This is a genomic window from Lactococcus sp. S-13, from assembly GCF_004210295.1.
Taxonomy (GTDB): domain Bacteria; phylum Bacillota; class Bacilli; order Lactobacillales; family Streptococcaceae; genus Lactococcus.
Window position 1 is genome coordinate 1,133,650 of sequence record NZ_SDAK01000001.1, and the last position, 21,350, is coordinate 1,154,999.

A 21,350-nucleotide genomic window follows, 5' to 3' on the forward strand; every position below is an offset into this window, starting at 1 on the left:
TTACCTCGATTTTTATAAAAATTTAATCACAATAATTCCTGCCAGCATCACAAGTACGCCAACAATTTGCGAAATTTGAATTCGATACTTGCCAGAGCGCCAAAAACCAAATTGGGAAACGAGCATACTTCCCACAATTTGACCAATCAAGCCCATCATAATGGTCAGACCTGCACCAATTTGTGGGACGGACAAGACAGTTGCAAAAACAAACATTGCGCCAAGAAAGCCACCAAAGCCATTCCAAATCTTGGCTCCTTTTAAATCAGAGATTTTTGGCAGACGCTTGTCAATAAAGAGAGAGACGATGAAAATAGCCAAAAAACCAATAAAGAATGAAATGAAAGCAGCTTGAGCTGAGTTTTCTAGCAAAACGCCTAAACGACCATTAATTGCTTGTTGGGCAGCTGACATGGCGCCCACAATAATGGCCCATAAGCGCCAAACAAAAAGGTTTGTTGCCCCTTGAGTGACACTTTTACTTTTTAAACTTGGCAAAATGACCGCAATACTCACACCTAATAGTGTGATTAAAATGCCCACAATTCGCAAAGCAGACAAAGGAATTTGTAACGCCCCAAACCAGCCAAAGTGATCAATCAAGCTGCCCATCAAAATTTGACCCAAAATCGGTAAAATAACCGTTTGGACAGCACCCAATCTTGGAAATAAAAGCACGTTTGAGGTTAGAAAAATGCCCCCCAGTAGACCACCAAGCCAAATCCATGCTGGGTGTCCACTCACAAAAGTCCAGCTGGGAAGGAGGGTTTGAGTGGTAATGACTGTGATAAGTCCCAGAAAAATTGAACCAACAAGATTAGAAATTCCAGAGGCTAAAAAAGGGGAGCCAACAATCTTACGCAAATCAGCGTTAATTGGGTTTTGATTGGCGAGTAAAAAGCCACCAAGTAGGGCAAAGCCTAGATAAAGATACATTGTTTTCTCCTTTTAAAATGAGTTATTTTTTACAGCGCTTTTGAACGCTGGGAGTTTTTCAATGCTACCACATTTTTAAGATTAAACTATTTTTTTAAATAATCTTTCATCTCCTCAAGAGCAACTTGGTTGATTTTGGCGCTACCAATTTGAGGAACGATGACGGTTTTGATTTGGCTACCTCGGGCTTTTTTATCGTGGGTTAAAGCTGCGTATAACTGCTCTTCGTCCCAAGGTTCATAATGGTCTGGCAAGCCATATTTTACGACCATTTGGCGAATTTCTTCAGTGATTCCTTGGGGCATCAGGCCTTTTGCTTCGGCAACTTTACTGATTTGCACCATGCCAATAGCAACGGCTTCGCCGTGCATGACAACACCATATCCTGCAGTAGATTCAACGGCATGGCCAATGGTATGACCAAAATTGAGATAAAGTCTAACCCCATTGTCCAGTTCGTCGTCTACGACAACTTTGCGTTTGACTTCACAAGAGCGATAGATGATTTCATCAATTTTCGTAAAGTTTTTCAGCAAATCTTCTGCGGAGAGGTCGGTCAATAAATCCCAGAGTTGGGCATCGGCAATCAGACCACATTTGATGACTTCACCCAATCCTTCTCTAAATTCACGCTCGCCCAAAGTGCTTAAAACATTGGAGTCAATCAAAACGCCGTCAGGTTGGGTGAAGGTACCAATCATATTTTTAGCAAAATCTGAGTTGATCCCTGTTTTACCACCAATAGAGCTGTCCACTTGGGCGGTTAAGCTGGTTGGAATTTGTAGAAAATGAATACCTCGCATATAGGTACTGGCTACAAAACCTGCCAAATCTCCTGTTACACCACCCCCAAGGGCAATAATTCCATCGGAGCGGGTCAAGCCAAATTGAGCGCAGAAATTCCAAGCTTTTTCAGCCGTCGCCAAATTTTTACTGGCTTCGCCTTCTGGAAATTCAAAAACAGCAACTTCAAAGCCGGCTTCGTTGAGTTGGTCAGTGACTTTTTTCCCATATAAGCGATTGACATGATCGTCTGAAATCAGAACGATTTTTTGTTTTTTCCAAAGTGCTGAAACCCACGTGTTGACGTGGTCAAGTGCACCTTTTTCAATCAGAACTTCATAGGGATGGTCTGGTAAATTTACTTTTAGTTTCATTGTTTAATTCTCCTTTTTTCCTAGCCAGAAAAATAAAATCAAGAGGGCTTGCATGGCGGTAAATCCAAGCAAAAAGGTCATATATTCTGGGCGAATAATGCCAAGTAAGGTGCCTAACGTTTCTAAGGGATTGGTCAGCAGGTTCCATGTGTTTAGGCGCAAACTGAATAATTTTCCAGCGAAAATTCCAACGGAGCTTAGAAAAGAAACGACAAATACGAAGAGACTCGCTATTATTTTTTTATTTTTAAAGAAACGTTCCAATACGGTCAACATCGACCATAACCCGAGGGTGACGCCCATAAAAATTCCGATGAATAAAATGCCAAAATAGGTGAGTTGCTTGCTCGAAACGCCAAGTGGTAAGTCAAATTTGCCACCAATTGAGAGCCAATCGGCAAAATGTGAGGCATCAGTCATCATATAAAAGGTGTTGGGATAAAATCCCAGCCAGATGATGCTAAGCAGAATAAGTAGGCCTCTTTTTTTCGTTTTTGGTAGGAAATAGGCGGCATCGTAGGCAATGAGTGCTAAAAAGACATTCCAGCTCATCGTGGTCGGCACTCGATCTAATTTGTCCTGATAAAAGCTGATGTTGCCGTTAAAATGGAGGGACATCAAAAAGGAAAAGAGGACAAAGGCAATAAATAAAAGGTGGATTTGCCAAAATTTTTGATGGGTGGTCTTCATTTTGCTCCTTTTTATTTTTAGTGCTTTATTTTTGTTCTAGGGTTTGAGCGATGGCTTCGACGGGCATTGTTTTACCTGTCCAGAGTTGGAAACTCTCGGCGGCTTGACCAAGCAACATGGCAAGTCCATTTTCTGTTGGCACGCCTTGGGCTTTTGCCCACTTTAGAAAGGGAGTTTCACGAATTTTATAGATGGCATCAACGACGAGGATTTTGGCGGGCAATTTTATTTCGCTTGCGACTGGTGTGGACACGCCGTCCATGCCGACAGAGCTGGCATTGACCAACAAATCAGCATTTTGAATGTTTTTTTGCATTTCGTCAGTCGCTGATAAATCCGTCAGTAAAATCTCTACACCCGTTTTTGCTGACAAATCCGTCAGACGAGCTTTCAAAGGCTCAAAAGAGGCTGATTTTCTGGCTGCCACGACAATTTGTGCCGCACCAAGCAAAGCGGCTTGCGCAATAATGGCGATGGCTGCCCCGCCGCCGCCAATAATCATCAGCCGGCGATTTTTCATGTCAAATTGATATTTGGCTAAACTCTTGAAAAAACCAATTCCGTCAGTATTGTAACCAATCAATTTTCCATCACGATTCACCACGGTATTCGCAGCACCAATGAGGGCGGCTTCTGGGCTTAGTTCATCCATCAACGGCAATATCGCCGTCTTGTAGGGCATCGAAATGTTGAGGCCGTACATCTCCAAAAGTCGCACATTTTCAACAATTGCCGGCAAAGCTTGTGGCTCAATCTCCCAAGCCAGATAGACACCATTTTCATCCGTCAGCTCAAAGGCTTGATTATGAATAAAGGGCGACAAACTGTGCTTTATTGGCTGAGCAACAACGGCTGCAAGCCTTGTATATCCATCAATTTTCATCACTTTTCCTCCCAAATTACTGACGAAAATTTGCGTCAGCAAATTCTCTAATGCGCGTCAGCGTAAGTGATTTGCGTCAGCAAATTCTCTAATGCGCGTCAGCGCAGTTGATTTGCGTCAGCAAATTCTCTAATGCGCGTCAGCGCAGTTGATTTGCGTCAGCAAATTCTCTAATCCGCGTTAGCGTAAGTGATTTGCGTCAGCAAATTCTCTAGTGTGCGTCAGCGCAGTTGATTTGCGTCAGCAAATTCTCTAATGCGCGTCAGCGCAGTTGATTTGCGTCAGCAAATTCTCTAATCCGCGTTAGCGTAAGTGATTTGCGTCAGCAAATTCTCTAATGCGCGTCAGCGTAAGTGATTTGCGTCAGCAAATTCTCTAGTCCGCGTTAGCGTAATTGATTTGCGTCAGCAAATTCTCTAATGCGCGTCAGCGTAAGTGATTTGCGTCAGCAAATTCTCTGTTCGGCTTGTCAATTTTGTAAAAAAATAGAACTAACAATTTCGTAAGTCCTATTTTATCACAAATTCAAGCAGCTTTGCGCCCTGAAAGTATACGTTTTAGTAGACCAATTACTGCCGGCAAAAGAGATACAATGACAATGGCAATCATGATGATTTCAAAGTGCTGTTTGACAAATGGAATTCCTCCAAAGAAATAGCCGGCACCAAGCGCCACAAGCACCCACGCAAAACCTCCGAGCAAGTTGAAAAAGACGAATTTCTTGTGAGGCATTTTGCCCGCACCCGCTGTAAAAGGGACAATTGTCCGAATAATTGGCATAAAGCGACCCAAGAAAATGGCCCAAGAACCCCATTTTTCGAAAAATTGATGCGCTTCTTGCATATATTCAGGTTTCAAAAAACGAGACAAATACTTGTGCTGAGGGATAATATCACCAAATCGGCGACCAATTTCATAATTGAGCAAATTCGCTAGAAAAGCAATCGTCCCCATTATCGCAATCAATAGCCCAATGGATAATTTGCCCTCTGACATCGCCGCCAGTGAACCAACAAAGAACAAAATCGAATCTCCTGGTAAAAAAGGAAAAATAACCAACCCAGTTTCAATAAAAATAATTGCTCCTAAAACCAAATAAATCCAAATATGACCATTAGGCATCTGAGCAAAATTTGCCATCCAGTCATTAAAAAAGCCAAAAATCGAGAGTTCTACAAACATATTCATCCTTTTCAAATCATCAAACACAAGTGGGATAAAGCCCCACAAGTAATGCATTTTTTTAAATACTCGTTCAATTTTACACTAAAAAAGCACTTTTGACAATCTAAAATTGTTGTTTTTATCACCACTTGATGGAAAATTTCATCGCCCTCAAAATGTTACAAAATCTGACATGGCCTTGAATTGTCAGAAAATTTATGTTATAATTTCTTATATCTTTTTTTGCTCGCACTCCTAGAAAGATCGAAAATTTGTGAATGTTCTTCTATTCAAGTTTTCCATGTTTCTCAGCAGTCGAGCCTATATCATATCTTGGGAGGACGCAATGAAGAAATTATTTCTTGCTCTGGCAGTCTTAGTTGCCACCATCACAGGTTTTTCTGCAGTTTCAAACAAAGTTCAAGCTGAAACAACCGTAAAAATCGCATCCGATAGCGCTTATGCGCCTTTCGAATTTCAAAATAGTCAAAAGAAATGGGTCGGTATTGACGTCGATATCATGCAAGAAGTCGCTAAAATCAACGATTGGAAGTTAGAAATGACTTATCCAGGCTTTGATGCAGCGCTTCAAAACCTCAAAGCTGGTCAAGTGGATGGTGTCATTGCTGGGATGACAATCACTGACGAACGCAAACAAACTTTTGATTTTTCTAGTCCATATTACAGCTCAGCACTGACGCTGGCTACGACAAAGGATTCAAAACTTACAAGCTACGATGACCTCAAAGGCAAAGCAGTTGGTGCCAAAAACGGAACCGCCGCTCAAAGCTGGCTTCAAGAAAATCAGAAGAAATACGGCTACACCATTAAAACTTACACTGACGGTGTTCATATGTTCTCTGCCCTTGCTTCTGGCAACATCGCTGGTGCAATGGACGAAGTTCCTGTCATTTCTTATGCCATCAAACAAGGGCAAAATTTGGCCATGAACTTGCCATCAATTTCACTACCCGGTGGTTATGGTTTTGCCGTCATGAAAGGTCAAAATCCAAAACTTGTCGCAGGTTTCAACAAAGCCATGAGCCAAATGAAATCTAACGGTGACTACGATAAAATTTTGAAAAAATACGGAGTGACTGCGACAAACAGTTCTCCTTCTGCTTCAACAACTAAAATCACAGCGAAAAAAGCAGTTTATACGATTGCTTCAGACAATAGTTTTGCTCCATTTGAGTTTCAAGATTCAAACAAGCAATACACAGGGATTGACGTTGACCTTCTCAATGCAATCGCTAAAGCTCAAGGCTTCAAGTTAAAATGGAACTTCATCGGGTTTGCTCCAGCACTCAATGCTTTGACTTCTGGTCAAGCCGACGGGATGATGTCTGGAATGTCCATCACTGATGAGCGCCAAAAAGTTTTTGACTTCTCAACTGCTTATTTCTCATCAAACTTGACTTTGGCTACTGCCAAAACAAATGATAAAATCAAATCATGGTCTGATTTGAAAGGCGCTACTTTAGGCGCTAAAAACGGTACGGCTTCTTACGATTATCTGAACGCACGTGCCAAAAAATATGGCTACACTGTTAAAACCTTCACGGACGCTACTTCTATGTACGCTTCGCTCAATAACGGCTCACTCGATGCCGTCATGGACGATGAACCTGTCATTGACTATGCCATCAAGCAAGGTCAACAAATGAAAACACCTTTAAAAGCCATTCCTGATGGTCAATACGGTTTTGCTGTTAAAAAAGGTCAAAATCCTGAATTGCTTGCGATGTTCAACCAAGGCTTGAAAGATTTGCGCGCCAACGGTCAATACGACAAAATCGTTGCTAATTACCTCGGTAACAAATCAGAAAGTGCCGCTAAAACAACCAAAGACACTAGCGAAACAACAATGGCTGGTATCGTAAAAAATAACTGGGGTCAAATTCTTAAAGGACTTTGGATTACTATTCAACTTGCCTTTGTTTCCTTTGTTTTAGCGCTTATCGTCGGAATTATCTTTGGGATGTTCTCTGTTTCTGAGAATGGCATCTTACGTGGTATTTCGCGAATCTATGTAGACTTGAACCGTGCCGTTCCACTCTTGGTTCTTACAATTTTCATCTTCTATGGTATTCCAAACTTACTGCAAATGATTACCGGTCACCAATCACCAATGAACGAATTTACCGCTGGGGTCATTGCACTCACGCTGAATGAATCTTCTTACATTGCTGAAATTGTTCGTGGTGGGATCAAAGCAGTCCCTGCTGGTCAAATGGAAGCGAGCCGTTCTCTTGGGATTCCTTACCTGACAACAATGCGCCGTGTCATCTTGCCACAGGCTGTCAAGATTACAATTCCAAGCTTGATTAACCAGTTCATCATCACCGTTAAGGATACGACATTGGTTTCAGTCATCGGTTTGGTCGAACTCATGCAAACTGGTCAAATCATTGTTGCTCGTAACTTCCAAGCCTTCCGTGTGTATGGACTTCTCTTGATTGTTTACGCGGTAATCTTGTTACTCTTGATGTGGCTTGGACGTCGCGTCGAAAAGAAATTTAAATAAGAAATTGATATAAAGCTTTCAAGTGAAAGCTATCGGAGGTACTATGGGAATTAACACTCAAATTGAAGTCACTGATCTTCATAAATCTTTTGGAAAAAATGAAGTCTTAAAAGGAATTACTACAAAATTTGAAAAAGGTGATGTGGTCTGCATCATTGGCCCTTCAGGTTCAGGAAAATCAACTTTTCTGCGTGCTTTGAACGGACTTGAAAGAGCGACTTCTGGCGATATCATCATTGACGGCTTTAACTTAACTGACAAAAATACTGACCTTAACCTTGTGCGTCAAAACATTGGGATGGTTTTCCAACATTTCAACCTTTTCCCGAACATGACTGTTTTGCAAAACGTCACTTATGCTCCTGTCGAATTGAAAAAAATGACAAAAGCTGAAGCTGAAGAAAAAGCATTACAATTGTTGGAAACTGTTGGTTTGACTGAAAAGAAAGACACGATGCCAGAGATGCTCTCAGGTGGTCAAAAGCAACGTGTAGCGATTGCGCGCGCACTTGCTATGAATCCAGATGTCATGCTCTTTGACGAACCGACATCAGCACTAGATCCAGAGATGGTCGGTGATGTGTTAGCCGTAATGCAAAAGCTTGCTGAAGAAGGAATGACCATGCTGATCGTCACTCACGAAATGGGATTTGCACGAAAAGTTGCCAACCGCGTGATTTTCACTGACGGAGGCGTCATTCTGGAAGACGGAACACCTGAAGAACTCTTTGACAATCCGCAACATCCTCGTTTACAAGACTTTTTATCCAAAGTTTTGAACGCTTAAATAATAAAAAAACACCAAATGGTGTTTTTTTATTTAAGAAATTTTGCTGACGTAATTGTTCTACGAGCAACTTAGCTAGAGATTTTACTGACGTAATTATTTTACAAGAAATGTGATGAGAGAATTTACTGACGAAATGACATTTGGCTATTTCAGTTGGTCACTCACGCTTATTGTGTTATTTTTTTATTTTCTTCGTGGCCCGTGCAAATTTTTGGAGGCAATGAAGGACACCGTATGAAGCTAAGCCACCCGTAACTACTCCTGCTGTGACTGCAGCTCGTACTTGGAGATCGTGGGTTGAGCTCAGCGCTTTTTTGACCTCGCTACGTGCTACTTTGTTAGGTGCAGCGCTGGAAAATGGTGCGGTCGGTGGCGCAACTGGGGCTTTTAAGATGCCTTGCTCAGCATTTTTATTGTCTGTTGCGACTTTTGAAGCGGCTGAGTCTTGTTTTGAAGTCGGAGCGATATTCTGATCAAACTCGCGAGATGGCGGCGTTTCACTTTGGCTTGGACTATTGCTCCCCGCTGAAGTTATTGAACTTGTCTTTTTACCGTCATCAACTACTGAGGCATTCTCTGAATCCTTTGGAGGTGTTGAGGGCTTTGTCCCTTCGTCTAAAGGATCAGACGAGGTGGGTGCATTTTTTACTTTGACGTAGCTGACACTGATGGAAAGCTCAGCACTGTCATATTTTCCCGTCAGTAAATGCTCTGACACTTGCTTTTCTAAAGTTGAATCCGTCGCTGAAGAACTGCTACTTATGGAGCCGTCCCACGCTTTTTTGACAACTTTGACCACTGCTTCGTAGCTATTTCCTTTGACATCTGTCGCGGTTGCCATCACAGGAATTTCATACATTGAGCCAGCTAAAGCAGCCCATTTCTTGGTGGACAGCAGGCCTGTGATTGATTTTTCTTGGAAAGTGACTTGAGTATTTTTAGCTGAAATAAGGAGTGAATAATTCGCCGACTCACCATTTTTGAGTGCTGCAAGAGCCGCTGCAACCGTTGGATAAGTTTGTCCATTGGCATCAACAACCGCCGAAACATAGTAAGCTGGTGGAAGTTGTGGCAAATCAGGCATAGGAATTTTGCCATCAGCTGCCGCGCTAACGCTGAACATATCTGGCAAACTTGGTGACTGATCCGGCGTATTGGAGGCATATTTATAGCTAAATGACGCTGTAGCACGTTTTTTGTAATAAACATTGATCTGATTTTCAGATAAATCTGACACACGAATCGGTGCTGACTTATCAAAAACATAATTTGGAATCATCGGCGCAGCAAATTGATAACTTCCTGCTGCTGTATCTTCTTCTGCCCCCACCGAAAGCTCAGCTCCAGCAGGTGCAAAAAGCGTTGATGAAGTCTGGATTTTCTGACCGGTCTCATCCAAATAATTTACTTGCACAGCCTGTTTCGCTTTCGTTGCCAAAAGACTTCCACCAGCTGTCGAATAAGTCAAAAGTCCATAATGTCCACCCGTGACCCCTACAACTCCTAAAGTCATGGATTGGGCCACTGTCAAATTTTCACTCAAAGTCTGGCTAGCTGCCGTGGCAGAACTTACCGTATAAGTTAATTTTCCAGAAATTGATTGACCGTCAGCGCTCACTTGCTCGGGCGTCCAGGTCAAAGTCATCACATCAGTCAGCCTATTTGTCGTTTCAAGGCCTTGGCTGGTCAAAATTCCTGGATCTGGCACGGAAAGGCTAGGGTAATCTCGCGTCAGCAATTGACCATTTTCATCAGTCCGACGCAGGGAAATATAATCCGATGCACCATTTCCCCCTTCTTCATCAAATTCAGAATTATGATAAAAATCCCGTCCCAAAAAGACTGAATAAGGCAGGCCACCAATTCCAAGCTGTCCAGCGGTCGCATGAGGCAAATTGTTTTCAACCAATTGATTGCTACTTGGCGTTAAAATAAAGCCTAAAGCGTCGCCAACTTCCATCGCATTTGCTGGAGAAAAAGGATTGTTACTGCTGACTTGTGCTACAAAAGTTCCCGATAAACGGATCGATTGGCTAAAATCAAGTTTGCCATTGAAGAAAGAATAACCGGCTTCTTGTCCTTGATTTTTGACTAGTGTCAATCCAAACGGCGCCGCTGAAAAATCCGTCACCGAACCAAGACTAGTCCAGTTTTTCTCATCCTGAAGTTGAGTAGAATTGTAAGTTTCATCACCAACGTTCAAACTTTGACCAGGAACAAGCGTCGTTGCCAAAACTTTAGCTTGCCCTACGCTCCAAAGCACTCCAACAAGCAAAATTGCTGAAAGAAAGAGCGTCAAAAAACCCTTAGCAAGCTTTCGTTGATTTGCAAATTGTCTTTTCAGCCCTTTCATTTCATTTCCTTTCGTTAACTTGTTCGATTTCCTTTTCACACTTTTGCGCCAAACGTTGCGCTCTAGCAAGGGTGCTTTCCTCGGTTTTGACCAAAAATTGAACCTGAGTATCTCGTGAATCTAACTCAAGTAACTGAATAGCTTCGGTCAAATTTCTGACTTCGCCTGCCTCCAGACAGTCAATAATATATTTCAAAGAACGTGGATTCATCAATTCACTAGGTATATCAGAAGTTCGAATAATTGGATTTTCCAATTTCTTCCGAATCTCTTGAAGCAAAATTTCTTGATTTTCGTGATATTTTTTCTTAAAAAGTTGTCCCAATTGTCGCCTACCAGCTGGTAAATAATCTCTGCTCCAAAGCCAGCTCGAGCCAAAACGTACACCATAGCCCACAAATAAAGCAATAAAAGTGATGGCAAACATTCTTAAAAAAATGATTTCCGGCTGATCAGAATCAGGAACAAACCAATCCAAAAAATGCCGGTCTCCTGGTAGAAACCAAATAATCAAACTCCCTGCAAGCAAAAAAGCTGCTAGCACAGATTGCCGATCAATTTGATTTTTGATTCGATTTTCATAATCTTTCTGTAATTTTTCTGAGCCGTTCAGGAGATTTTCAAGTTCTTCAAGTGTGTGGTATAAGTCATAGCAATATTCAAGAATCATAGTCCTCCTTTGCGTTTTTCAAAAATTTTAAAAGAAACCCTTTTCTAAGTTTAACACTATTGTTTCAAAATTGCAACATTACCGTATTAGAAAAAAACAAAAAACACCCTAGGGTGTTTTTATTTGTGTGATGAAACATTCAAACGGTTAATCGCACGGTGAAGTGCAACTTCTGCACGTTTGATTTCATCTGATTTTTTCTCAGCTTTTGCAACTTCAAGCTCTTTTTCAGCACGAATTTTCGCGCGTTCAGCACGTGAAACATCAATGTCACGATTACGTTCAGCAGAGTCAGCAACGATGGTTACTAAACTATCTTTAATTTCGATAATTCCTCCGTTGACCGCAATGTAATCGACGTGTTTTTCATCGTCTGGACGACGAACTTTCAATTCATCAATCTCAAGACCAGCAATAGTTGAAATCATATTTGGCAAAATACCAATCTCACCATCTGTTGTCCGAGCAGTGATATAGCTTGCATGGTGGTCGTAGACCATTCCAGCAGGTGTAATAACTTGAAGTGTCATGACGTTTTCAGACATTCGATTCCTCCAATTTTTTCTATGAAAATCTAAATTCTAAAGAGAGCTATTTTGTAAATTCCAAGTTCGTTTTTGACCAGTTTACTGACAGAATCTAGAGATTTTACTGACGAATTATTCGTCAGCACCTTTTTTCTACTGACGGACATTCCGTCAGCATTTTCTCTTCTTCAACTCAATAAATTTGTCAAATTAACGGACTAAATCACTGACGAAAATCTCAAAGCATCGTCGCAACTCTACTGAATTTTCAAAAGCGACTCTTTGTCTATTCATAAGAAATCGAATTAGTAACCCATTGCTTTTGCTTTTTCGAGGACGTCTTCGATTGGACCTACACCACGGAAAGCATCTTCAGGGACTTCGTCATATTTACCTTCCAAGATTTCCTTGAAGTCATGGACTGTTTTGTCAACAGGCACATAAGAACCAGGAACACCTGTGAAGGTTTCGGCAACGTTGAAGTTTTGTGAAAGGAAGAATTGGATACGACGAGCACGTCCAACAAGGACTTTTTCATCATCTGACAATTCATCCATACCAAGAATGGCGATGATATCTTGCAATTCTTTATAACGTTGCAAGACACGTTGAACTTCCATTGCGACCGTATAGTGTTCTTCACCAACAATTTCAGGTGTCAAAGCACGTGATGATGAAGCAAGTGGGTCAACGGCTGGATAAATCCCCATTTGAGTCAAGCGACGTTCCAAGTTAGTTGTAGCATCCAAATGGGCGAAGGCTGTAGCTGGCGCAGGGTCAGTGTAGTCATCGGCAGGGACGTAAATCGCTTGGATAGAAGTAACAGAACCTTTTTTAGTAGATGTGATACGTTCTTGAAGTTGACCCATTTCAGTAGCAAGCGTTGGTTGGTAACCAACGGCAGAAGGCATCCGACCCAAAAGGGCAGAAACTTCTGAACCAGCTTGTGTGAAACGGAAGATGTTGTCGATAAAGAGCAATACGTCTTGACCTTTAACGTCACGGAAATATTCGGCGATTGTCAAACCAGTAAGGGCAACACGCATACGTGCTCCAGGTGGCTCATTCATTTGACCAAAGACCATGGCAGTTTTTTCAATAACGCCTGATTCTTTCATTTCCCAGTAAAGGTCATTCCCTTCACGAGTACGTTCCCCAACACCTGTAAACACTGAGATACCCCCGTGCTCTTGGGCGATGTTGTGAATCAATTCTTGGATAAGGACAGTTTTACCAACTCCGGCACCACCGAAAAGTCCGACTTTACCACCTTTTAAGTAAGGGGCAAGCAAGTCAACAACTTTAATCCCTGTTACGAGAATTTCGTTGGCAGTTGACAATTCATCAAAGGTTGGAGCTTTCTTGTGGATAGGATTACGTTCTGCATCAGCAGCAAATTCTTCTCCCCCGTCAATAACGTCACCAAGGACATTAAATACACGACCAAGTGTTGCTTCCCCAACAGGAACGCTAACCGCTTTACCTGTATCAAGAACTTCGAGTCCACGAGTCAAGCCGTCAGTAGATTCCATAGCGATTGTACGAACTGCACGATCACCAAGTTCCAAAGCGACTTCAAGCGTAATTTTAGTTTTTACACCATTGACATCTTTATAGACAATCAAGGCATTGTTAATCTCAGGCAATTTGGCATCAGAATCAGATGCAAATTCCACGTCAACGACGGGACCGATAACCTGAGTAATTTTACCAGAACTCAATGTTTTTTCCTCCTCTTATTATTTTCTGTCAAAAAGGCAGAATTTCTATTCATTTTTAAATTTATCAGTGAAATTTCACTGACGAAAACCTCAGCAAACTCAAAGTGCTGCAGCACCCGCCACAATTTCCGTAATTTCTTGCGTAATTGCAGCTTGACGGGCGCGGTTGTATTGAATGGTCAAATCATTGATAACAGAACGCGCATTATCTGTGGCAGCCCGCATCGCAGCCATACCAGCAGCGTGTTCCGCTGTTTTTGCATCCACAATTGATCCATAAATCATACTTTCAGCATATTGTGGCAACAACTGATTCAAAATTGTTTCCCGATCAGGTTCCAACTCAAATGTCGCCAAAGAAGTTTTTTGTGCTTCCGTTTTTTCAAATGAAATAGGCAACATTCTCTCCATTCTCGCCTCGCTCACCAATGAATTAACGTGGTGATTGTAGCAAACAAAGAGTTCATCAAATTCTTCCAACTGATATTGTTGGACCGCTTCGCTAACAATCGCACGTACTTCTTCAAAGGACGGCTGATCAGAAAGTCCACGTAGGACGTAAGAAACCTTCAAATTGCGAGCTTTAAAGAAGTCTGCTCCTGTACCGCCAAGTGAGAGAATTGAAAATTCATCTTCATTCTTATGGCGATTACGAATCGTATTCATTACTGATTTCAAGATATTTGAGTTATAACCACCAACAAGGCCACGATCGGATGTAATCACAAGATAGCCAGTTTTCTTAACTTCTCGTTTAATCATCATCGGATTTTTTGATGGCCCACTATCAGAAGAAACTAAATCAGTAGTAATCTTACGCACTTTTTCCGCATAGATTTGGAAAGCTTTCGCGTGAGATTCAGCCTTCTGAAGTTTCGCAGCCGAAACCATTTGCATCGCTCCAGTAATCTGACTTGTTTTCTTTGTTGAGGCAATCTTGGTTTTAATTTCGTTAAGTGAAGCTCCCATTAGTTAGCCTCCTTATCAATAATTCGTTGTATTTTTGAATGCTTTAATGGCTTCGTCAAGTTTTGCTTCTTCAGGCAAATCTTTAGTTTCAGTAATCACGTTCAAAAGTTCTGCATAATTTGCATCAAAGAAATCGAACATTTTTGTTTCGAAATCAAGAACGTCATCAACTGGAACATCATCAATATGACCATGTGTCAAAGCGTAAAGAATCAAAACTTGTTTTTCAACAGCCAAAGGTTTATGCAATGGTTGTTTCAAAACTTCAACAGTACGACGTCCACGATTCAATTTAGCTTGTGTTGCTTCATCAAGGTCAGAACCAAATTGCGTAAAGGCTTCAAGTTCACGGAATGACGCAAGGTCAAGACGCAAAGTACCAGCAACTTTCTTCATGGCTTTGATTTGAGCAGCACCACCAACCCGAGACACAGATGAACCGGCATCGATGGCAGGGCGAACACCTGAATAGAACAAGTCATTTTCAAGGAAAATTTGACCGTCTGTGATTGAGATAACGTTTGTTGCGATATAAGCTGAGATATCACCGGCCTGTGTTTCAATGAAAGGCAAAGCAGTCATTGAACCACCACCAAGGTCATCAGAAAGCTTAGCAGCACGTTCCAAAAGACGTGAGTGCAAGTAGAAAACGTCACCTGGGTAAGCTTCACGACCTGGTGGACGGCGAAGCAAGAGGGAAAGTTCACGGTAAGCTACGGCTTGTTTTGAAAGGTCATCATAAACAACCAAAACGTGTTTTCCATTGTACATGAATTCTTCACCCATTGCAGCACCAGAATAAGGCGCAATATAAAGCAATGGAGAAGGCTGAGAAGCTGACGCAGTTACGACGATTGTGTAATCCATCGCACCAAGTTTGCGGAGCGTTTCAACTTGTGTACGAACAGTTGATTCTTTTTGTCCGATTGCAACGTAGATACAAATCATATCTTGATCTTTTTGGTTCAAGATTGCATCAATTGCAACTGAAGTTTTACCAGTTTGACGGTCTCCGATAATCAATTCACGTTGTCCACGTCCGATTGGAACAAGAGCGTCAATGGCTTTAAGACCAGTTTGAAGTGGTTCAAAGACTGATTTACGTTGCATAACACCAGGAGCTTTTGCTTCAACAGGGCGAGTTTTACCAGTGTTGATTTCTCCCAGTCCATCAACAGGTTGACCAAGAGGGTTAACAACACGTCCGATAAGTTCTTCACCGACTTGGATTTCCATGATTTTACCTGTACGTTTTACAGTATCACCTTCACGGATTGAAAGGAAATCACCAAGTACAATGATCCCTACGTCAGTCGCATCCAAGTTTTGCGCCATACCAAGTACGCCGTTTGAAAATTCAACAAGCTCACCGCTCATTGCGTTTTCAAGGCCATAGGCACGCGCGATACCGTCACCAACATAGGTAACGACACCAGTTTCAGCAACTTCAAAATCTGGTGTGAAATTTTCAATTTGTTTTTTAATCAGTGAGCTGATTTCATTAGCTTTAATTGCCAAAAATATGCTCCCTTCTATGAATTAGTGTGAAAAGTTGACAATTTACTCTAAAAGTCTAAAGTCCCTTTTCCATCCTGATTAGAGGATTTCAGCGGCGATTTTTGCCAGTTGTGTTTTTAATGAGGCGTCAATGATTTTTCCACGTGAGTTTACAACGAAACCACCAAGAATTTTTTCATCAACCGTGTTAATTACTTTCACTTCGTTCAAATCAAATTTTGCTTTTGATAATGCAACAAATTTTTCAATTTGAGTTTCAGAAAGGCCGACACTTGAAACAACCTCAACATCAGCAATTTTGAACATATCATCTGCTGTATTTTGAGTTTCATCAAGGATCTCAGCCAAATCAGCCAAACGACCGTTTGAACGAATCGTATTGAGAAAATTTGACATAATTTCTGAAGCAGATTGAATCAAAGTATCAATCAATTCAGACTTCACAGTAAGTGAATACACCTCACTGCTCAGGAAAGTATTTAAATTGTTTTCATTGAAAAGCTGAATCATTTCGCTTACTTCAGCGAGAATTTCTTCAAGTTGCCCTTTTTCTTTGGCCACTTCAAGCAAAGCTTTACTGTATTTTTGAGAGTTGACTTTTGTCATACGGTCGCCCCCCTTACTCGCCAAGTTTTGCTAAATAGCTATCAATAAGTTCTGATTGTGCGTTAGCATCAAGTGATTGTCCAATCAACTTTTCAGCGATTTGAACAGAAATGTTCGCAACTTCACCTTTAACAGAGTTAAGGGCTTCTTTGCGTTCTTGTTCAATATCTTCTTGCGCACGTTTTTTCAAACTGCTTGCTTCTTCATTAGCTGTTGCAAGTACTTTTGCTCGATTTTGTGAGGCAGTATCATTTGCAACTTGAATGATGTTCGCAGCTTCTTCTTTTGAACCAGCAAGTTCTGCCTGACGTTGTTTAACCAAGTCAGCAGCTTGTTTGTTGTTTGCTTCTGCTGCATCAATATCGTCAGAAATTTTCTTAGCGCGTTCGGCAAATATTCCCGTGATGGCTTTCCATGCAAAAGCACGAATCAAAACCAACAAGATAATAAATGCGCCACTTACGACGATAATATTTCCGAGGACGGTATTTGGAGCAGCTGTAAGTAAATTCATCATGTTCTACTCCTATTCTTCTTCTAAAATTTTGTGGCTAATGTACAGATTGGTCAAAAGAACAAATACATAGGCTTGAAGGGCTGAGATAAAGAATGAGAACCCAATCCAAGCAACAGCTAGAATCCAAGCAATAGGAAGCATAAACCATCCTGTATGAAGCATACCAGCGATTAAGCCAAGCATTACTTCACCAGCGAAGATATTCCCATAAAGCCGAAGACCAAGTGAAAGTGTATTTGTAAATTCTTCCAAAATATTCATTGGAAGCATCGCTTTTGGCGATTTCCAAAAAGCAACAGTCAGATACTTTTTAAATCCAAACTGTTGAACCCCTAATGTATTGGCGAGGACAATGATAAGCAATGCCAGCGTCAAGTCAATTGTAGGATTCGCAGTTGGGGATTTCCAAAGCGCAACATCATCTGGAGTACCAATTTTTGTAATCAGCCCGATAGTGTTTGCAATTAGAAGGAAAGAAAATAGGGTAAAGTTCATAAGAGAAAAGCGTGGCGCTTCATGTGCACCAAGGTTATCTTTTCCAATACCATTGACAAAGTCAACAACCCACTCAAGAACATTTTGTTTACCTGTTGGTTTGAGTTGCATTTTGCGACTCGCCCAGAATATCAGACCAAGAACAATTACCATTGTCAGAACAGTCATTGTTGTGATTGTACCGTCAAAGGCAACGGGGCCGATATTAAAGGTCCATGTTGAATCCATTGTCCTGTTTTCCTTTCTATTCTCTGTAAAATACGATTAACTGTATTTTATTGGAACAAGAAAGCCATAGCAAGGGCGATGAAGAATGTACCTTCGGCAAAAGCGATACCAAGGAACATATTTGTGCGGAGTTTGCTTTCCAGTTCTGGTTGGCGAGCAATGGCTTGAATGAAACTTGAAACTACAAGTCCGTCACCGATAGCGGCACCGGCTGCAGCGATACCGATTGCAACTGCAAGTAATGCATGAATTGTCATTTAAGACCTCTTTCTATTTCTGCGATTTTCGCAAATTTATTTTACTAAGAAATTCTACTACTATTAGTAGTTTTTGTCAAAGAAATGCTTGTAAATTTCAGGAAATTTAATCAATTTTAACCTTTTTGTCTTTGTAAGCGATTGAAGTTTGAAATACTTAAACTTTCATAGGCTGTTGGAACCGTTTTATAAAAGTTAACTCAATCTTTCCTCTTGGACATAATTTATTGGCAACCAGTTCAAAACTGTTTCAATTTCTTTAGTCCAATAATACCAGTCATGAGTTCCTTCAGCCTTCTCATAAGTCAGATCATAACCCAATTCTTTGAGTTGTTGAGCGGCATATTCATTTCCAGCAAAAAGTTCATCTTGTTTGCCACACCAAGCATAAAGTTTGGGACGTTTTATTTTTTTCTCCCTAGCTAAAGCAAGAATCTCATTCTCTGATCCTTTAAAAGTTTCCCAATTTCCAAAAATTCCACCCCAATAAGCAGGATTTTCTGAAAAGCGTTCCTCCATTCCGTCAAAAGTTAAAACACCTGATAAACTCGCAACATGGCTAAACTGTTCTGTACCGAGACCTATACGATAAGCACCATATCCTCCCATTGATAGACCTGCGATAAAGTTTTTCTCTCTTTTTGTTGATAAATTAGGGAAAAAATTGTGAATAACTTGAGGCAACTCAATCGCTATGGCATCAAAATAGTTCATTCCATAGGTGGTATTAACATAAAAGCCTAAATCTGTTGAGGGCATCACCACAGCAAGATTGCTATGGCGCACGAGACGGTCTATTCCTGAACGAATAAGCCAAGAATTTTCATTGCCACTCATGCCGTGTAAAAGATACAGCACTGGAATATCAGTGTTTGTAAAATCAGCTACTTTGCTAGCTTCAGGATAAATAATTTTTACTTTTCTATTCATCCCAAGTACTTCTGAGTAGTACTCTAAACTAAGGATTGCCATGTTTATTCCACTGTTGATTTCGAAAGAAATTAAAATTTTTCAAAATCAGCAGTCATCGGTTATACCGATGTCCCTTTCCTTTATTTTTAGATTTCTTTTTGGTAGCTTTTTTTCAAGAAATCATGAACGTTTTCTGTTTTCTACGTCTTCTTTATTGTAACATTTTATAAGGGGATTTGGCTTCATTTTTCCTCTTTATTTAGCTGTTGTGATTTGCCATTGATGGTTGATTTGCGTGAGTTTTATTGCTCCTTTTTGATCTGTTCTAAGTATTTTTACTTTATATTTTTTGAAGGTTTTCAAGGTACTTTGATTGGGATGACCATAACGGTTATTTTTTCCAACGGAAATAAGGGCAAGTTTTGGTTCAATGGCTTTGATAAATTTTGGATTTGAACTCGTTTTGCTCCCATGATGTCCTGCTTTGAGGACATCTACTTTTAAGTTAGGATAAGTTTTTAGCAGCTTCATTTCTCCATTTTGCTCCAAATCGCCTGTAAAAAGAAAGCTTTTGTTAAAAAACTTCCCATAAGTTACAATTGAATCGTTGTTATCTCCTTTTTGGGTGTATCCATTTGATAAAACTTGTAAATTACTTTTGAATATCGGAATTTTGTCGCCAACTTTAGTTAAATGCAAAGCAATATGAGCCGCTTTTAATTGGGCTAAAAAAGAGCTATCTGTCAACTCTCCTGAACTAACCCAAACTTCTTTAATTTTTATCTTATCAGCTAGATTTAAAAAATCTCCAACATGATCAGCATCTGTATGTGTGAGAATCAATTGGTCAATATGACTGACTCCGACAGATTGTAGATAGGGAATGAGCGTTTTTTCTGCGTTCGTTTGTGTTTGGGCTTGTTGCCAACTTTTTTCAGGAATTGCTAGTCTTCCGCCTGTATCAATCAAAATATTTTCTTGATTAAATGTATCTTGTAGCAAAATGCTGTCTCCTTGACCTACATCAATCGCTGTGATGCTTGGATGAATTGGATTTTTACTGAAAAAAAATAACAAGATAAGGGAAAGAATTAAGCTCCAACGTCTTTTTTTCTTAGAAAAATAGTCAATCAGTAGTCCTCCTAAAGCCAACATCATCACTAACTCTAAAGGATTAGGTTGTCCCAAAACGAATGGATAATGGAGAAAAGAATCAAGGTGCAAAACCACCTTTTCAAGCAAGCGAAAAAGAGGATTTAAATTTATTGTCAAGCCTAGTAATGATAGAGAGAAAACTCCCAAGAGTAAAGGAAGTAAAAAGCTGTCAAAAATAACTCCAAAAATCACAGTCAGAACAATTGAAAAAGGCTGAAAAATATGAAAATCAAAGATAAGTAAAGGAAGTACCACTACCGAAAGCGCTACTGACTCTATGAGTAGCTTTCTAAGTCCTACAAACTGTTCAAAATGGCTGGTTAATAAGCTTAGCACAAAAGCATAGAGTAAAGTTAATTGCCCACCTGTTGTCAATAAAAATTTGGGGCTGATAAGCATTAAAATTAAGGTCGTTGCAGCAATATTATCCAGTCCTGACAGACGAATATTCTTTTGAAAAAGGGCTCGTAAGACTGAAATAGAAAATCCAGTCATACAAGCATAAAAGATTGAAAAAGGAACTTGTAAAATTCTCGTACTCTCTTGGGTCATCCCTAGGCGAAGTAACAATTTACGAAAAAAAACGATGAAAAAATTCACTTGCATTCCTGAGAGAGCAAAAAGGTGAATGATTCCTAAAGAACTATAAATATCACTCATTTGACTGAAGTCTTTGCTCAAAAAACCAAAAAGTAGACCTGTTAAATAATCACTCATAGGTTGTGGAAAATGATTTTGCGCCCAAACAATTGCTTTGCGGCGAAGAAGGTGAACATCAAAGTTTGATTTTAATTCTACTCTTTTGACATCTTTAATCGTAATTTGGGCGTAGATATTTTGACTTGCAAAATATTTTTGAGCGTCAAAACCGTTGAAATTACGTTTTTGCTCAGGAAACTCTACGTTTCCCGTGAAATAAATATCGCAATTTTGAATCAGATTTTTATAAAATCTTTGCTCTTTGGGAGATTTTAGAGTGTAGTAAACCTGATATTTTTGAGCCTTGTTTTTTCCTTGAAAGCTGAGGAGATCACCATTGACCTGAATGCTGTCTATAATGGGACTAATTTGAGAGAGTTTTGGCAGAGGCTGGCTCATTTTTACTTGATTATTTATTTTTATCAAAGTGAAAAAGATCGCAAGAACAGATAAAAGAAGCACGAAAGAATAATATTTTCTGTATAAAGCAAAAATAAACGAACAAATGAAGATAAGGAAAATCAGCCAATTAAAACAAAAGATGCTGAAATACATCAATACTGCCAAATAGGCAAG

The 21,350-nt window shown here is 40.3% G+C and carries 19 protein-coding genes; 2 read left to right on the forward strand and 17 right to left on the reverse strand.

Going from position 1 to position 21,350, the window contains the following annotated elements; translation table 11 throughout:
- Positions 1–12 precede the first annotated feature (12 nt).
- The 5 genes from EQJ87_RS05625 to EQJ87_RS05645 all read right to left on the reverse strand — a co-directional run bounded on the left by EQJ87_RS05625 (position 13) and on the right by EQJ87_RS05645 (position 4,848).
- On the reverse strand, positions 13–936 hold the full coding sequence (locus EQJ87_RS05625; protein ID WP_130123705.1) for a DMT family transporter: 924 nt from the start codon (positions 934–936) through the stop codon (positions 13–15).
- A gap of 86 nt (positions 937–1,022) precedes the next feature.
- A complete protein-coding gene (gene aroB / locus EQJ87_RS05630) occupies positions 1,023–2,093 on the reverse strand; it encodes a 3-dehydroquinate synthase (protein ID WP_130123706.1) in 1,071 nt (356 codons plus the stop codon).
- Positions 2,094–2,096: 3 nt separating this feature from the next.
- Positions 2,097–2,783 carry a DUF1361 domain-containing protein gene (locus EQJ87_RS05635; RefSeq protein WP_130123707.1) on the reverse strand — a complete coding sequence of 229 codons (687 nt, stop codon included), beginning with the start codon at positions 2,781–2,783 and terminating at the stop codon, positions 2,097–2,099.
- 25 nt (positions 2,784–2,808) lie between these two features.
- Complete coding sequence (locus EQJ87_RS05640) at positions 2,809–3,666, reverse strand: shikimate dehydrogenase (protein ID WP_130123708.1); 858 nt, start codon at positions 3,664–3,666, stop codon at positions 2,809–2,811.
- A gap of 525 nt (positions 3,667–4,191) precedes the next feature.
- Positions 4,192–4,848: a VTT domain-containing protein gene (locus EQJ87_RS05645; RefSeq protein ID WP_130124597.1), complete on the reverse strand. Its 657-nt coding sequence runs from the start codon at positions 4,846–4,848 to the stop codon at positions 4,192–4,194.
- Positions 4,849–5,176: 328 nt separating this feature from the next.
- Here EQJ87_RS05645 and EQJ87_RS05650 point away from each other — a divergent pair, with 328 nt between their 5' ends.
- The gene (locus EQJ87_RS05650; protein WP_130123709.1) at positions 5,177–7,357 is read left to right on the forward strand and encodes an amino acid ABC transporter substrate-binding protein/permease; all 2,181 of its coding nucleotides are present in this window, start codon (positions 5,177–5,179) and stop codon (positions 7,355–7,357) included.
- A gap of 43 nt (positions 7,358–7,400) precedes the next feature.
- Complete coding sequence (locus EQJ87_RS05655; RefSeq protein WP_130123710.1) at positions 7,401–8,144, forward strand: amino acid ABC transporter ATP-binding protein; 744 nt, start codon at positions 7,401–7,403, stop codon at positions 8,142–8,144.
- A 178-nt stretch (positions 8,145–8,322) separates the two neighbouring features.
- Here the strand turns inward: EQJ87_RS05655 and EQJ87_RS05660 are convergent, their stop codons facing one another.
- From EQJ87_RS05660 to EQJ87_RS05715, 12 genes are all read right to left on the reverse strand, one after another.
- Positions 8,323–10,500, reverse strand: a complete 2,178-nt coding sequence (locus EQJ87_RS05660; RefSeq protein ID WP_130123711.1) for a lectin-like domain-containing protein — start codon at positions 10,498–10,500, stop codon at positions 8,323–8,325.
- A 1-nt stretch (position 10,501) separates the two neighbouring features.
- Positions 10,502–11,170 (reverse strand): hypothetical protein, encoded by a 669-nt coding sequence (locus EQJ87_RS05665; RefSeq protein ID WP_130123712.1) that lies wholly within the window; start codon positions 11,168–11,170, stop codon positions 10,502–10,504.
- Between the two features lie 119 nt (positions 11,171–11,289).
- Positions 11,290–11,715, reverse strand: a complete 426-nt coding sequence (locus tag EQJ87_RS05670) for a F0F1 ATP synthase subunit epsilon (protein ID WP_130123713.1) — start codon at positions 11,713–11,715, stop codon at positions 11,290–11,292.
- Between the two features lie 287 nt (positions 11,716–12,002).
- Positions 12,003–13,418: a F0F1 ATP synthase subunit beta gene (gene atpD / locus EQJ87_RS05675; protein ID WP_130123714.1), complete on the reverse strand. Its 1,416-nt coding sequence runs from the start codon at positions 13,416–13,418 to the stop codon at positions 12,003–12,005.
- Between the two features lie 99 nt (positions 13,419–13,517).
- Positions 13,518–14,387, reverse strand: coding sequence for a F0F1 ATP synthase subunit gamma (locus EQJ87_RS05680; protein WP_130123715.1), 870 nt, complete (start codon positions 14,385–14,387; stop codon positions 13,518–13,520).
- Between the two features lie 15 nt (positions 14,388–14,402).
- The gene (gene atpA, locus EQJ87_RS05685) at positions 14,403–15,905 is read right to left on the reverse strand and encodes a F0F1 ATP synthase subunit alpha (protein WP_130123716.1); all 1,503 of its coding nucleotides are present in this window, start codon (positions 15,903–15,905) and stop codon (positions 14,403–14,405) included.
- 78 nt (positions 15,906–15,983) lie between these two features.
- Positions 15,984–16,511 carry a F0F1 ATP synthase subunit delta gene (locus tag EQJ87_RS05690; RefSeq protein ID WP_130123717.1) on the reverse strand — a complete coding sequence of 176 codons (528 nt, stop codon included), beginning with the start codon at positions 16,509–16,511 and terminating at the stop codon, positions 15,984–15,986.
- 13 nt (positions 16,512–16,524) lie between these two features.
- Entirely contained in the window at positions 16,525–17,028 is a 504-nt protein-coding gene (atpF, locus tag EQJ87_RS05695; RefSeq protein WP_370449759.1) for a F0F1 ATP synthase subunit B, read from the reverse strand.
- A gap of 9 nt (positions 17,029–17,037) precedes the next feature.
- Complete coding sequence (atpB, locus tag EQJ87_RS05700) at positions 17,038–17,751, reverse strand: F0F1 ATP synthase subunit A (RefSeq protein ID WP_130123718.1); 714 nt, start codon at positions 17,749–17,751, stop codon at positions 17,038–17,040.
- 47 nt (positions 17,752–17,798) lie between these two features.
- Positions 17,799–18,008: a F0F1 ATP synthase subunit C gene (locus EQJ87_RS05705; RefSeq protein WP_130123719.1), complete on the reverse strand. Its 210-nt coding sequence runs from the start codon at positions 18,006–18,008 to the stop codon at positions 17,799–17,801.
- 195 nt (positions 18,009–18,203) lie between these two features.
- Complete coding sequence (locus EQJ87_RS05710; protein ID WP_130123720.1) at positions 18,204–18,980, reverse strand: alpha/beta hydrolase; 777 nt, start codon at positions 18,978–18,980, stop codon at positions 18,204–18,206.
- A 195-nt stretch (positions 18,981–19,175) separates the two neighbouring features.
- Positions 19,176–21,329 carry a DNA internalization-related competence protein ComEC/Rec2 gene (locus EQJ87_RS05715; RefSeq protein WP_130124599.1) on the reverse strand — a complete coding sequence of 718 codons (2,154 nt, stop codon included), beginning with the start codon at positions 21,327–21,329 and terminating at the stop codon, positions 19,176–19,178.
- Between the last annotated feature and the right edge of the window lie 21 nt (positions 21,330–21,350).